Origin of the sequence: Vibrio sp. ED002 (genome assembly GCF_023277445.1) — a bacterium.
GTDB classification, from domain to species: Bacteria; Pseudomonadota; Gammaproteobacteria; order Enterobacterales; family Vibrionaceae; genus Vibrio; species Vibrio jasicida.
Genome location: NZ_CP080239.1, coordinates 811,579 through 825,428 on the forward strand (window position 1 = coordinate 811,579; position 13,850 = coordinate 825,428).

Here is a 13,850-nt window from a genome sequence, read left to right on the forward strand (position 1 = left end):
TTATGAAAGATGTACTGTTCCAACCTCTTCAACTTGGTGCTCTAACCCTTCAAAACCGCATCGTTATGCCGCCAATGACGCGTTCACGTGCTAGTCAACCGGGTAATGCTGCAAATGAGATCATGGCAGAGTATTACGCTCAGCGCGCATCTGCTGGTTTGATTGTCGCGGAGGGCACTCAAATCTCACCAATGGGTCAAGGTTACGCTTGGACTCCTGGTATTTATAGCCAAGAACAAATTGCTGGTTGGAAAAAAGTAACGAATGCCGTTCACGCAAAAGGCGGCGCTATCTTTGCCCAACTTTGGCACGTTGGTCGCGTAACCCACCCTGACAACATCGGTGGTGAACAACCAATTTCTTCTTCCGCATTGAAAGCAGAAAATGTGAAAGTATTCATCGACAATGGTAGCGACGAACCAGGTTTTGTAGATGTTGTCGAGCCACGTGAAATGACCAAAGCAGATATCAAAGCCGTTGTAGAAGAATATCGTCAAGCTGCGCTTAATGCGATTGAAGCAGGTTTTGATGGCATAGAACTGCACGCTGCTAATGGTTACCTTGTTAACCAGTTCATCGATTCAGAAGCCAATAACCGCACAGACGAATATGGTGGTTCCATTGAAAATCGTCTTCGTTTCCTTGGTGACGTTGTCGAAGCGATGATACAAGCTATCGGCGCTGAACGTGTGGGCGTTCGACTTGCTCCATTTACTTCACTCAACGGTACGGTAGATAAAACCCCTGTACAAACGTACACCGCTGCCGCTGCCTTACTTAATGCGCTTAACGTTGTGTACATCCACATTGCAGAAGTAGACTGGGACGACGCGCCAGATACACCTGCTGAATTTAAAACTGCAGTTCGTGAAGCTTACAAAGGCACCATTATTTACGCTGGTCGTTACAACACTGAAAAAGCGGCAGCAGCACTAAAAAGTGGTCTTGCAGATATGGTGGGGTTCGGCCGTCCATTCATCGCAAACCCTGACTTACCGAACCGAATTAAATGCGACTACCCGTTAGCTGCACACGATCCTGCAACCTTGTTTGGTGGAGCCGAGAAAGGCTTACTTGACTACCCAGAATATCAAGCAAGTTAGCGTTTCCGTTCATAAAAATAAAAGAACCCCGCTCTTTAGACGGGGTTCTTTTGTAAGTCGGATCAGCGTGACGTCGAAAAAGAAGCTAAGACTGCCACATTGTTTATCTTCTTTGGCATGTCGTACAACCACGACATGCTGAGCGTGTCGTTTTATCTAATACACTGCGCTGTACTTTGCAGTAAGCATTTTTAAACGCACGACGGGCAGAAAACCAATCGTCCGGCTTGCTCATAATTAAATAACCATTAGACCGCTTTACAAGTTCGATACGGTGTTTGTCTATGAAGCGACTATCAAAACCAATATCAAAGTACTCTAGCGCTTCTTCTATACAGGTAAAGCTAGCAATTTTTGTCTGAATATCGCTTTCACTCATTGACTTATTAATTCTAAATCTTTTGCTAATAACTGAACACTGAGTGTAGTGCGCTTTTCAATTTCAATCTTTGATTTCATACAATGTCTACCCTTATCTCTGCTGCTTAATAGGCTGTATTATTGCTGAGAGGTAGACTTTACATTTGATAGTACCAATTCTCGCCCATCCGCCATTATGCGTCGCAAACGTCGAGACTGAGGGTCTTGAATCAAGGAGCGCACATTAAGTGCTATCGCCTTAGAGTAAGACTTAGCTTCTCGATAATAATCGGCATATCCTTCTAAGATTCTAGCGTTCGCTTTTTTAAAGGCTAAAGGAGAAATATCATAGAATGACGCACTTTCTCGATACGTTTCTAGAATGCCATTCACACAAGCCAGTTGCTGTAATTTACGATTTTTGGTATTCGTGATGGAACCTTGGCGAACCAGATAGCCAGCTTGAATTGAATTCACCACTCCCACTTGGTATTTTTCACAAATTCTTAGCCACAACTCCCAGTCCTCGGCGTAAGGCAATTCTGCTTTGAACAGAGGAAATGCCTCCACCATCTTTGCATCCAGCATAACGGTGGACGTACCGATAATATTATTGGCAATGATCATATCCAATGGTTTGCTAAGCAGTAGTACGTCATCAGTCTCGTCTTGGAGCTGGTTCCAAAACCCAAAACAATCACTAAAGGGTTCATAACGCTCCGAGACATGAACATAGTTACTAAAACTCAGAGCTAATTCAGGATTGCTTTGATGTAAGGCGACCTGCATTTCTAACTTGTTAGGTAGCCAAAAATCATCAGCGTCGAGAAAGGCAATGTACTCACCCGATGCTTCTTTTACTCCCAAGTTTCTCGCCTCAGCCACGCCAACCCCATCGGTGTTAAGGAACCTAAGCCTGTGATCAAGCAGCGACTCAAGATAACGCTGAGTTCGAAGATCACCGCCATCATTAATCACGATAACCTCAAAATTACGGTGCGTTTGATTGAACACGCTTCCAAGCGCTTTGGGGAGATATTCCAAACATTGATAGGTTGGAATAATCACGCTGACTTTATCCATGCCATGATGCCTCTTCACCTGTCAGAACAATTCTGACCGATTAAAAGTAGCAATATCTAGACCATTCTAACTTCGGATTAAATCCTCATAAAAGAACGGTTATACCCAAGCATGAACGGTTTTTCTCAATTAAAGACTTCAAATTGAGAACGCCTTAAACTTCACCGTCATTTTTATTCTCAAAATAGAAATTTATCCCTAATTTATTGATTTTATGTCGATGATTGTTTGGTTTGTTTTTTGCAATTCCCTTCTCGACCGTGAACGAAAAGAAGCGAGCCATAAAATGAAAAAAATCGCGTTTATTACACCTAGCTACCCAGTTTTGAGTGAAACCTTCATTCAAACTGAAGTGGACGCCATTCAGGCATGTGGCCACGACGTGACAGTTTTTACGTTTGAAATCGAACCTTGCGAATCTTTTTTTACTTACGATGTTATCGAAATTGGTAAGAATATTAAGACAGAGGGCCTACAGCACCTTCGCGTTCAGGGGCTGTTCAAAGCATGTCACTTTGCATTCAAACAATCTGGTATTCCGAAGAAGTCGTTAATGGGTACAGGGCTTAAATTAGCATTCCAACTCGCTGAGCAAGGCATTGGTCACGTTCATGCTCACTTTTGTCAGCACACAGCAGCACATGCCATTGTCGCCGCTAAACTGCTCAATATTTCTTGTTCTTTTGTTGCTCACGGGCATGACGTTTATGAGTCTCCGTTTGATGTAAAAGAGAAGATCAACGCCAGCGACTTCGCAGTCGCTGTTTGCGATGACATGTATAACGACTTTCAAAATATGACCAACGGAAACGTAAAATTGCTCCACTGTGGTGTAAAACCTGAGCAATTCACCCCCGAAAAAAAGACAGACTCAGAACAATTACGATTGGTTTTTTTAGGGCGATTCGTTGAGCAAAAAGGTCTGCAATATTTACTTGAGGCGTTGGTCCCTATCGCCAATAAGCTCAATGTCCATCTTGATGTCATAGGCACTGGCCCTATGAAAAAAGAGTTCGTTTCGATGACTAGTGAACTTGGTTTGACTCATTGCGTCTCCTTTTTGGGCGCAAAACCACACAGCTGGGTAAAGGACAATTTACCAAAATACGATTGTCTCGTGGCTCCTTTTTGCTACTCGCGTACTGGCTGCGTCGATACCGGGCCTCTTGTACTCAAAGAGGCAATGGCAGTTGGCACACCAGTGATCACCTCAAACGTCATGGGATGCAAAGAAATCGTCACCGATGAGACTGGATTTTTTGTAAAACAACACAGTGTTGACGACATCACTCAGTGCATTAATGAGTTTGCGGAGCTATCTCTGGAGAAGCGTAAAGAAATGGGCAAACGCGGACGACAACGAGTCCTCAAATACTTTAATGCTTATCGACAAGCTCAAAGGCTATCCCAATGGATAGAACAACCTAATTAAGATCAAGTCATCCCACCCAAGGATGAACAACAAACGTTGGCTACATAAATGGAGAAGATCATGACTTACCGAGCAGAAATAGATGGATTGAGAGCACTAGCGGTCATACTCGTTATCTTATTCCACGCAGACATCGAAGCTTTTGCTGGTGGTTTTGTTGGTGTTGATGTTTTTTTCGTGATCAGTGGTTATCTCATTACTACCATAGTCATCAATGATTTAGACAAAAATCAATTCAGCCTTGCCGATTTTTATGAGCGACGTATCCGCCGTATCTTACCGCTGTTGTTACTGGTTATCGCAGTGAGTTATGTATTGTCTTGGTGGTTATTTCTCCCTCAAGCGCACAAAGAAATCAGTGAATTTTCTGTTTCATCCATTTTGTCCGCTTCTAATGTTTTACTTTATTTGAAGGGTCACAATTACTTTGGTTTAGAGGAGCAGGCCAACCCACTCTTCCACACTTGGAGTCTAGGCGTTGAAGAGCAATATTACATCGTCATTCCATTACTACTGATGTTGCTCGCCCGAAATAAAATCATGTCATACCTTGCCTTCTTTATTGGTGTCTTTTTATTGAGTTTAATGACGATTTGGTATGCGAGTGGCGATCCCGATTTCGCGTTCTATATGATTTTTTCGCGAGCATGGGAACTGGCCGCAGGATCAATGATTGCCCTCATCATGAGAAAAACCAACGTAACACCAAACAATACGCTCGCAGTCATCGGTGTGGTTTTAGTCATGGCTTCAGCCTTGTTATTCGATAAGTCCAAAGATGGTGCGGGCCTTATGTTAATAATTCCTGTCATTGGTACATCGCTGATCATTCTGTTTTCAGCTAACCAAAATACGTGCGGTAAGGTACTTAGCTTAAAATGGATCGTCTTTATCGGTTTAATCAGTTACAGCCTATATCTATGGCATGTCCCACTGTTGGTATTTTATCGTTATGTACTAACGGCCGGACAAGAATTCAGCTTCCTTCTTTATGTCGGCATGCTATCAATAATGTCGTACATGACTTGGCGATTTGTCGAGAAACCATTTCGCAGCCGAAGAAAAATCGGCATGAAAACACTCACCGCTTCACTTGTATTGATGACGGTACCCCTGCTTACATTTGGCTTTATTGGGCATACAAGCGGTGGTTTCCCTGACCGAAATGCATTTTTTGAGGCCATGCGTGTCAATAATGGCTACGGATTAGCGTGCAACGGTAATACAAATGTAAACGACGCCTGCTCTTCTTCATCGCAGCCGACAGTCGCGGTTTTAGGAAATAGTCATAGTATGGTATTTGTTCAACAACTAGCACGTGAAACGCCTGCAGGAGTGGTCCAACTTACTCAAGATTCTTGTGCGATTGGCTATATCGACGTGATTCCTGGCGTTAGCGGGCAATCTTGTCACGATTTCTTCACCAACGCAGTCAAAACCATTCAAAACACGCCTTCTATTCGACAGGTCGTCATTTCCTCTAACTTCGGAAAAGAGCTTTCCAGTAAAAACTATCAAGCTTCGCTAACGCAATTATTGAAGGGATTAGAAGACAAAGAGATAGTGGTATTTGGGCCAACACCTTCTGCGCCTTTTGCTATTGGCGAGTGCTTATGGAAAATCCGCTTATTCGGCGGTGAAAAAGGCACAGAGTGCGACTTTGCCCCAAAACAAACCCATCCGAAGAATATTGCGATTCTTGCTCAGTACTTTGAGCAGTTCGAACACGTTGAGTTTGTCGACCTAACTGATTACATATGCCAGAGAGGCAATTGTGTCATGAAGATCGACGCGAATAACGCGATGTATACCGACGCAAGTCATTTGTCCTATAAAGGAGCTGAAGTGGTATTAAGCAGCTACCAAAACGACACGAGCGATAGTCAACAGCTGGCCGCCAAAAACTAACGCATACGCCGCTCACTCAAATTCGGGGTAAAGACCAATAAAAAACGAAAGCTCAACGTTTACCCTATTAAGCGTTGAGCATCTTATTTAAATATTCGTGGATCAAAAGCAAATTCGAGCTTTTCTGCTTTCCTGATGATCTCTTTCATCTTGGGATGGTTTGGATTCACAACATAGTTGTTATCGCGGGGGGAAATGGTTGAGGGTACTTGTAATGCCGCGAACTCTGGATGCGGATCATTTAGAAATTGGTCACCAATGTACTGAGTGGATTCACTGGCGGGTATAGATCGCCAAGCTACCGGCAAGTCTTCTTCATCCAAAGCAGCAATCAGATATTCGGGCATCTCGATACGATACAAATCGTAAAGTCTCGTAATAGCAGGATCGTTATTAACATGGACAAATACTTCTAAAGAACAAAGTGACTCAGACTCCGAAAAATAGAGGGCCTCGGTTCCTTTTGAGTTCCATCGCCCTCCGTAAAGCTTTGCGCCAATCGGACTAAATGGAGATTCGGAAAACTTCTTTTGCGTCAATCGATAGAGCTTCATACTACGAGAATACCCCGTGCTCTAATCGCCCTATCAAGTCTTTAACTATCTCGAAATCGACCGTGGTAGAGACCATGTCGAGTGGGCGTTTTCCTCCTAAACCATAGACGTTTTCTCGCATCCAGCCCAAAGCGCGCTCTTCATCATCAAACAACTCCGTTGCAAGTTTGAGCAGCATTGCTAAACGGTAGATTGCATCGCTCTCTTGCGTATTAAAACGTTCTTCATTTTTTAAACGTCGTTTGATTGTGCTGACAGGGATAAGCGTCACGTGCTGAAATTCGCTTTGAGAGAGCTTTACGCGCTCAACGATATTACGATAAACCTTTGGCTCAAAACCTTTATGAACCGCATCTGTACGACCGGTTTCGGCATCTTCAATGCCCAGCATAAACCAAAAATTTGCCTTAGATGGCAGCTTAGGTTTAAAGCTTTTTAATGTTGCTGTTGCCATCTTGAACTCCTACAGACCAAATGGTCTTATTATTATGGTCCAAATGAGCCAACTTAGCAATCGTATAAAATGCGTTCAAAGTAGGCTTACTCGTATAGATTTGAATTACGCTGTATCTCGATCACTTTTCCATCCCGTTCCACTCTACAGTGGGCAAGATCGTGCGCCCTTTGCTCGATTGATACATCGACAAGCAACCACCCTTTTTCCCTCTCTTCGGCAAAGAGATCGCAGAAACAAAGTGTGATTTAGTAGGTACACCCGAAGACGCTCCTAACAATTCAGCACCATATTGCTTTCTATTCCTTAAGTAAAAGCTCTAATCGTTCATAAAGTTTAGCATCCGATTCAGTGATAAATTGCATCATTTCCGCAAATTCAACTTTTAAGCCTTAAATATCAATTAAACAACCGTTTAAAACGATCGTACTAAAAAATGATTTGTTACAACCCGCTATTTGCTGATACTTAAGCCACACTTTTAACGTGGACATCAAACGCAATCAAGTGCTTTCGTGAAGCTTCTCTACGATACAAATTGAACTTAACTATAACATTTACAGATAGTTATAAGCACATTCATAACCCGTTGGTTATATGAGATGGAAATAACAGATCTTGAAATTCAATGTTACAATTATGTTAATTGTTTTTATGCTTGAGATGAGTGTTTCGTGAATAACCTACTCACCCTCTTTATGGGTACATAAGCACTTTTATTTAAAACGCATCCTAAAAACACATGGAGTTTCAGAGTGATATGAATACAAGGAATGCAAAACTCGCGCTTGCTATAGCGATAGCGCTCAGCTCCCCTAAGTTATACGCTGCGGGGTTTCAGTTATCTGAGCATTCTGCTGCGGGTCTAGGACGAGCCAATGCAGGAGAGGCAGCCATTGCCGATGGCGCATCAGTTGTCGCCCACAACCCTGCTGCGATTACGATGTTTGACTCATACGAGCTTTCTATCGGCGCCGCTTACATCATGCCAGAGGTTCGAGTCACCGGTAATGGTGCGTCAGACGCTTTTAATAATCAGCTAACCAACAATGACGTTGTTGATAATGTGATCGTTCCATCGTTTTATATTGCCGCCCCTATCAACGATTCATGGTCTTGGGGACTTGGTATGTTTACCGACTTTGGCCTTGCCACTGAATATCCTGATGATTATCTAGCGGGCCCAATTGGCGGAGAAACCAGTTTAGAAACCGTCAATTTTAATCCAACTATCGCCTACCGCATCAACGATGAATTCAGTGTTGGTGCTGGAGCAAGCCTTGTCTATGGTAAAGCCAAGCTTACTCGCACCCTTGGAATCCTTGCTGATGCCATCAATGCCGATACCGGCGCTAATTTTACTCGCAGCGACGTCGCGAAATCACTTGATGGTGATGGTTGGGGTTATGGCTTTAATTTAGGCGCGCTGTGGGAGATAAACGAAAAACATCGCTTTGGCTTAAGTTACCGCTCCAAAGTTGATGTAGATTTTGAAGGTGATTATTACTCAGATATTCCAAGCTCGATTTCGATGCCAGGTCAAACAGTGACTGGTGACTTAACCTTAAATTTACCAAGCATCACTGAGTTCTCTGGTTTCCATCAGATTACAGAGCCACTTGCTATTCACTACAGTGTGATGATGACGGGTTGGAATGTATTTGAGGAAATTCGCGCAACCGTCGATGGACAAGAAGTTCTGCAAAAAGATGAGAACTTTGAAAACGCCTTCAAGTATGCGTTAGGGGCAACTTATCAGCTCAACCCTTCTTTCACTCTTCGCGCAGGTATTGCCTACGACGAGACACCTAACGTGAACGATAAGAGCATCAGCTTACCAGATTCCGACCGAATCAATTATAGCTTTGGTGCAACCTACGCTTTCAATCAAAACAGCCGAATCGACTTTGGCTTTACCTTTATCGATGCTGAAGAAGTCACGTTTACCGAGCCACTTGAACCACACGCTCTGCCGGGTGTTGATATTGCCTATCGTTCAGAGGGCGATGCCTACATCTACGGCATCCAATACAACCACTCTTTCTAATTATTCCTGACTGAGTCAATAAAACTAATTACAGGGAAGCAAATCATGCATGGAATAAACAAAACGGTTGTCGCTACGCTAATAAGCTCCACGCTTTTAATTGGTTGTAACAGTGATGATTATGACGAACCGCAATCCTCAAGCGGGTATGAACTGTCTGAATACGGCACACCTGAGTTGTGTGGAAATGGACAAGAATGGGCAAGCGCAGCAGAAGTCACTGCGATTGAAAACCTTGTTGAACTGGCCGAGGACAACAGTGTTGTGACCTTACCTGCTGGCTGTTTTAAAATGAATAACCAGTTAACGGTCGATTCAAAAAACAACCTCATTTTACGCGGTGCAGGTATTGATCAAACTTACCTCGACTTTAGTAATGTTGATGGTAAAGACGGCATCGCAATCAGTGGCGGTTCTAATATCACTGTCTCTGATTTGCAAGTATCAGAAGCGTCAAAAAATGGCATAAAAGCCGATGGTGTTGAAGGTATCATTATTCGCGATGTTGCCGCGGTCTGGCTCGAGGTGCCACGTGCCCGTGATGAAGATGGTAACCTACGTGGTACTTATGGTATCTACCCAGTAAAATCCCAAAACGTATTGATTGAAGACACTTGGAGTTACGGTAGTGCCGATGCTGGTATCTATGTGGGTCAAACCATTGGTGCAGTAATACGTGACAACGTAGCGGAAAAGAACATCGCAGGTATCGAAATTGAAAATAGTTCGAACGTTGATGTCTATGACAACCTCGCTTTAGGCAATACGGGCGGTGTCTTGCTGTTTGACTTACCGGGAGCAACTACGATCGGTCGTTTAATTGATGATGTTCGTATCTTCGATAACGTGATTCGTGACAACAATCTAGAGAACTACGTTGATACCACTTGTCAAAGCGGACTTGGTGGATGTGGCGTAGTTGGTATTGTCCCGCCAGGTACTGGCGTTGTGATCCTATCTGGCCGTAACAGTGAGTTTTATAATAATACCATCTCCAACCATGATTCGATGGCGCTGGCCATGACCAGCTATCTATTGGTCAATGGTGACCCTAATGCCTACAGTCCGCTGAATGGCACATCCGAGGGTAATGCGGTAATGCAGGGTTGGAATCCGGTTCCGACCAATCTGTATTTCCACGACAACACCATTACTAATACAGGCGCAAACCCTAACGGCTCGCTCATTGAAGATATGATTTTAGCTTATACCTTAAATCATCAAGCCTTCCCTGCGTTGTTCTACGATGGCGCGGGTGAATCACTAATTCGCTCCCAAATGTTTGCCCCTTTACGCGATGCTTTAAACGGCATGACAGGAACAACAAACTGGAACTACCTCACGGAGTTTAATGACGCAGAAAGTAATTGCTTAGTCAACAATGGAGCGAGCGTAGGTGTATTGGTTGATAATATGGACCCTACTGCCATTGCTCGCTACGCCGAAGATCCAGCGAATGCCGATTTCTTGTACGAGAATGAGCAATCGACGCTACTAACCGCTGGCTGTGATTCTAAAACGCCATTAGACATCAATACCGTCACGATTAATGGTGTTATTTATGGTTACAATCAAACAGAAGACGGGGCTACTGACCCTGATAATCCAGATACACCAAACGGTATCGTAGGCAACGTGAGTTGTACTGTAGAAAATGTGTCTGGCATAAACTGGGATGCCATTACGCGAGAAAGCGCGACCTACGGTGAAAACTGTGTGAGTCTTTCTCAATACAATCTGTTTGAAGATGCCAAAGATCCAACGCAAAACCTGAACTTGGCTGCATCAGCCAAAGGTACGCTGTATGAGATGAACGTTGAGCTCTTTACCGACTATGCACGCAAATACCGTTTTGTTGTGATGCCAAACGAAGTCTCCGCAAGCTATCGTGAGCAAGAGGTATTCGACTTCCCAGTTGGCACAGTATTGATCAAAACCTTTGCTCTTCCTTCAAGCACCGATAATGCGCGTGGTGAAAACGAGGAGATGATCGAGACTCGCCTGTTGATTCGTCGTGACAGTGGTTGGATTGCCCTACCTTACGTATGGAATGAAGACAAAACAGATGCTTACCTGACGGCAGTCTCTGTTCCGTTTGAACGAAGTGTGGAGCATAACGGTGAAACGCTTAATTTCACTTATGAAGTGCCAAGCCGAAACGAGTGTACCCTGTGTCACAAGGTTGAAGCCGACGTGTCCGACCCCACTGGCAATACGCAACCTAAGGGGTTCTCTCCAATTGGTCCGAAGGCTCGTAACCTCAACAGCGTACAGGACGTTTCTGATAGCTCCCCAGTTAACCAGTTAGTACATTGGGAGACATTAGGACTATTCACAGAAGCCTTGCCAGATACACCTGAGAACTTACCTAAGACCCCTGTTTTTAATACGGAGACTGGTGCAAGTAACCTGACGAATACAGAACTACTGGATTATGCCAAAGCATACTTAGATGTGAACTGTGCGCACTGCCACCGTACCGAAGGTAAAGCTGCAAGCAACCCATTCAAGTTTGAATACTGGCGTGAAGGTATTGGTGAGATGGGCATTTGTGCTCGCGGCATCACCTTCCATAAAGGCCCATCGCCATATGTAATTGTGCCGGGCGACCCAGAAAACTCCGTATTGCACTACCGTATCAATGTCGACAACGGAAACATGATGCCAGAGCTAGGTAGACACGTTGTCCATGATGAAGGAGTTCAGTTGATTGCCGATTGGATTAACTCGATTGATACCACAGGCTGGAGCTGTGTAGAGTAGAGCTATCAAAGGCTACCGAATGTTTAGGTGGCCATTAAGTTACATAGTTTAAGCTGCACGACCGTATATTCTAGCCCCAAACAAAAACCGCCTCACGAGGCGGTTTTCTTATTCCTAAGCGTTCAAACATCAACAACGTTAACGCATAAAGAACTTTTGTAGTGCTTTGATTGCCGTAGCGCGTCGCTCCATCAGCATAGCGACACGAGGAAGCCAAGTTGGCGTAGTTAAGATCGTTTTGGCATGACTAAAAGTTCTAAAGCCTTCCTCGCCATGGTAGTGACCGATACCAGATTCACCAATACCACCAAATGGCGCGTCTTCTGCGCCAACGTGCAAGATGGTGTCATTCACCCCGACACCACCACTGTGGGTATTACGGGTAATATGTTCAATCGTGCGTTTGTCATCCGACATGATGTAGAGCGCAAGTGGGCGTTGATTCTGGTTGATATAGCTGATGACATCTTGCATATCACGGTAAGGCTTAATTGGCATAAGGGGACCAAAAATCTCCTCCTGCATAATAGTCATCTCTTCTGAAACGTTGGTGACCAGATGCGGGTATAATCGTCGGCCTTCTGAACTCGTCTCGGGCACGGTATGTACTTCTGCACCCTTGGCTTTAGCATCTTCCAACACAGCCTTTAAACGGTCGTACTGGCGTTGATTGATGATATGAGTAAAGCCTTGGTCGTTTTGACCTTTTAAGTAAAGCGCATCAAAACGTTGCAAGAAGAGCGCAACAAACTCATTGACTCTTCCCTCCGGTACAAAAGCATAATCTGGAGCAACACAAATTTGCCCCGCATTAATACACTTACCGAACAAAATAGCATCGACCGCTTTATTTAAGTTGGCGTCTTCCGCCACGATAACCGGAGACTTTCCGCCAAGCTCCAATGTAATTGGTGTTAAGTTCTCTGCGGCGGCACGAGCCACTGCACGACCAACATTAGTTGATCCAGTAAACAGCAAGTGATCAAACGGTAACTTGCTGAATGCTTGAGCAACCTCTGCTTCCCCTTCGACAACAATGACATCATCGGGCAATGCTCGACATATCTCAGTGATCACTTTATTTGTCAGTGGCGTAAATTCACTCAGCTTAATCATGACTCGGTTTCCGGCTGCAAGAGCCGTTACCAAAGGGGACAAGCTAAGAATGACCGGGAAATTCCAAGGAGAAATAATGCCAACAACACCAACAGGTTGGTACTCCACCGTAACTTTTGAGGGAGCAAGCAATAAACCAGCATGACGACGGCTTGGTTTACACCATTTGTTGAGGCGCTTTAGGGTGTAGTTGATTTGAGCAACGGTCGGTAGTACATCTGTCATTGCCGTATCAAACTCAGAGCGGTAGCCAAAATCTTCACTCAACGCTTCAACTAAATCTTGTTGGTTATCCAAGATAGTCTGCTTGAGAAGATTAAGCTTTTGCTTTCTGGCGTCTAAGCTCGGGAATGGTTCTGCGTTATACGCCGCTCTGACTTTATCCAACTTCTGCTGTAGTAATTGACCCACTTCGACGTCGACGATCGCGTTCATGTTTATCTCCTTGTGCACCCGATAACGGGCAATGTCGCACTTATGTACAGCTCAACGTTAACACAAGGGCAACATTCTGACTATTAACGCAATAAGGAAGTTAGAGTTCAAACTCAGATTATTTTGCTTAAAGCGCAAGCTTCATTTTGTAGTAAGGAATTTCAGATTTGTAGAAGCGTTCACCCTCAACTTGCATCCCAAACTTTCCATAGAAAACCAGCGCAGATTCCCTCGCATCACACCAAAAATATTCAACGGGTGACAACTGTAAATTCGCTAAAATATATCGAATCAGGGAAGAGCCAATGCTTAATCTTTGAAACTCCGGTAACACCGCAAATTTGCGCAGTCTTGCTTTGTTGTCATCAAGATAGATTGAGGCAATCCCAACCAAAACATCATTCACAAACGCCCCAAAGTGTTCAGCGTCTTCATCACCTTCTACTATGCAATGCTCGATAGCCTTCTGGGGCCACAATACCTTATGGCGAATAGGCATTGCTTCTTGCCAAGTAATGGGACGAATGCTTATTTCCATCGCTCTATTCCTTTGCTATTTGTTCTTTCTTTTATATCGCCACATTTACTTTTAGGC

The 13,850-nt window shown here is 44.1% G+C and carries 11 protein-coding genes; 5 read left to right on the forward strand and 6 right to left on the reverse strand.

Going from position 1 to position 13,850, the window contains the following annotated elements:
• Window positions 1-2: 2 nt before the first annotated feature.
• Window positions 3-1,103, forward strand: a complete 1,101-nt coding sequence (locus ITG12_RS20440; protein WP_038878474.1) for an alkene reductase — start codon at window positions 3-5, stop codon at window positions 1,101-1,103.
• Window positions 1,104-1,206: 103 nt separating this feature from the next.
• Here ITG12_RS20440 and ITG12_RS20445 read toward each other — a convergent pair whose 3' ends face one another.
• On the reverse strand, window positions 1,207-1,482 hold the full coding sequence (locus tag ITG12_RS20445; RefSeq protein ID WP_038878476.1) for a hypothetical protein: 276 nt from the start codon (window positions 1,480-1,482) through the stop codon (window positions 1,207-1,209).
• A gap of 119 nt (window positions 1,483-1,601) precedes the next feature.
• Window positions 1,602-2,546, reverse strand: coding sequence for a glycosyltransferase family A protein (locus ITG12_RS20450; protein WP_038878479.1), 945 nt, complete (start codon window positions 2,544-2,546; stop codon window positions 1,602-1,604).
• 286 nt (window positions 2,547-2,832) lie between these two features.
• Here ITG12_RS20450 and ITG12_RS20455 point away from each other — a divergent pair, with 286 nt between their 5' ends.
• Both ITG12_RS20455 and ITG12_RS20460 read left to right on the forward strand, forming a co-directional pair.
• The gene (locus ITG12_RS20455; protein ID WP_038878592.1) at window positions 2,833-3,978 is read left to right on the forward strand and encodes a glycosyltransferase family 4 protein; all 1,146 of its coding nucleotides are present in this window, start codon (window positions 2,833-2,835) and stop codon (window positions 3,976-3,978) included.
• A gap of 60 nt (window positions 3,979-4,038) precedes the next feature.
• Window positions 4,039-5,886, forward strand: coding sequence for an acyltransferase family protein (locus ITG12_RS20460; RefSeq protein ID WP_248874914.1), 1,848 nt, complete (start codon window positions 4,039-4,041; stop codon window positions 5,884-5,886).
• A gap of 83 nt (window positions 5,887-5,969) precedes the next feature.
• On the opposite strand, the gene ITG12_RS20465 is transcribed toward ITG12_RS20460, so the two are convergent.
• On the reverse strand, window positions 5,970-6,440 hold the full coding sequence (locus ITG12_RS20465; protein WP_038867737.1) for an RES family NAD+ phosphorylase: 471 nt from the start codon (window positions 6,438-6,440) through the stop codon (window positions 5,970-5,972).
• A 1-nt stretch (window position 6,441) separates the two neighbouring features.
• Window positions 6,442-6,894: an antitoxin Xre/MbcA/ParS toxin-binding domain-containing protein gene (locus ITG12_RS20470; RefSeq protein WP_038867740.1), complete on the reverse strand. Its 453-nt coding sequence runs from the start codon at window positions 6,892-6,894 to the stop codon at window positions 6,442-6,444.
• Window positions 6,895-7,654: 760 nt separating this feature from the next.
• Here ITG12_RS20470 and ITG12_RS20475 point away from each other — a divergent pair.
• Complete coding sequence (locus ITG12_RS20475; protein WP_038878483.1) at window positions 7,655-8,941, forward strand: outer membrane protein transport protein; 1,287 nt, start codon at window positions 7,655-7,657, stop codon at window positions 8,939-8,941.
• A gap of 45 nt (window positions 8,942-8,986) precedes the next feature.
• Window positions 8,987-11,704 carry an SO2930 family diheme c-type cytochrome gene (locus tag ITG12_RS20480; RefSeq protein ID WP_038878485.1) on the forward strand — a complete coding sequence of 906 codons (2,718 nt, stop codon included), beginning with the start codon at window positions 8,987-8,989 and terminating at the stop codon, window positions 11,702-11,704.
• A 138-nt stretch (window positions 11,705-11,842) separates the two neighbouring features.
• Here ITG12_RS20480 and ITG12_RS20485 read toward each other — a convergent pair whose 3' ends face one another.
• Both ITG12_RS20485 and ITG12_RS20490 read right to left on the reverse strand, forming a co-directional pair.
• Window positions 11,843-13,255 carry a coniferyl aldehyde dehydrogenase gene (locus ITG12_RS20485; RefSeq protein ID WP_038878487.1) on the reverse strand — a complete coding sequence of 471 codons (1,413 nt, stop codon included), beginning with the start codon at window positions 13,253-13,255 and terminating at the stop codon, window positions 11,843-11,845.
• Between the two features lie 127 nt (window positions 13,256-13,382).
• Window positions 13,383-13,793 (reverse strand): GNAT family N-acetyltransferase, encoded by a 411-nt coding sequence (locus tag ITG12_RS20490; RefSeq protein WP_038867749.1) that lies wholly within the window; start codon window positions 13,791-13,793, stop codon window positions 13,383-13,385.
• Between the last annotated feature and the right edge of the window lie 57 nt (window positions 13,794-13,850).

Excerpts from the sequence above, each read along its gene's own strand:
- ITG12_RS20490 (WP_038867749.1), bottom strand. The coding sequence starts at position 13,793 with ATGGAAATAAGCATTCGTCCCATTACTTGGCAAGAAGCAATGCCTATT.
- ITG12_RS20465 (WP_038867737.1), bottom strand. The coding sequence starts at position 6,440 with ATGAAGCTCTATCGATTGACGCAAAAGAAGTTTTCCGAATCTCCATTT.
- ITG12_RS20450 (WP_038878479.1), bottom strand. The coding sequence starts at position 2,546 with ATGGATAAAGTCAGCGTGATTATTCCAACCTATCAATGTTTGGAATAT.
- ITG12_RS20485 (WP_038878487.1), bottom strand. The coding sequence starts at position 13,255 with ATGAACGCGATCGTCGACGTCGAAGTGGGTCAATTACTACAGCAGAAG.
- ITG12_RS20460 (WP_248874914.1), top strand. The coding sequence starts at position 4,039 with ATGACTTACCGAGCAGAAATAGATGGATTGAGAGCACTAGCGGTCATA.
- ITG12_RS20440 (WP_038878474.1), top strand. The coding sequence starts at position 3 with ATGAAAGATGTACTGTTCCAACCTCTTCAACTTGGTGCTCTAACCCTT.
- ITG12_RS20455 (WP_038878592.1), top strand. The coding sequence starts at position 2,833 with ATGAAAAAAATCGCGTTTATTACACCTAGCTACCCAGTTTTGAGTGAA.
- ITG12_RS20470 (WP_038867740.1), bottom strand. The coding sequence starts at position 6,894 with ATGGCAACAGCAACATTAAAAAGCTTTAAACCTAAGCTGCCATCTAAG.
- ITG12_RS20475 (WP_038878483.1), top strand. The coding sequence starts at position 7,655 with ATGAATACAAGGAATGCAAAACTCGCGCTTGCTATAGCGATAGCGCTC.
- ITG12_RS20480 (WP_038878485.1), top strand. The coding sequence starts at position 8,987 with ATGCATGGAATAAACAAAACGGTTGTCGCTACGCTAATAAGCTCCACG.
- ITG12_RS20445 (WP_038878476.1), bottom strand. The coding sequence starts at position 1,482 with ATGAGTGAAAGCGATATTCAGACAAAAATTGCTAGCTTTACCTGTATA.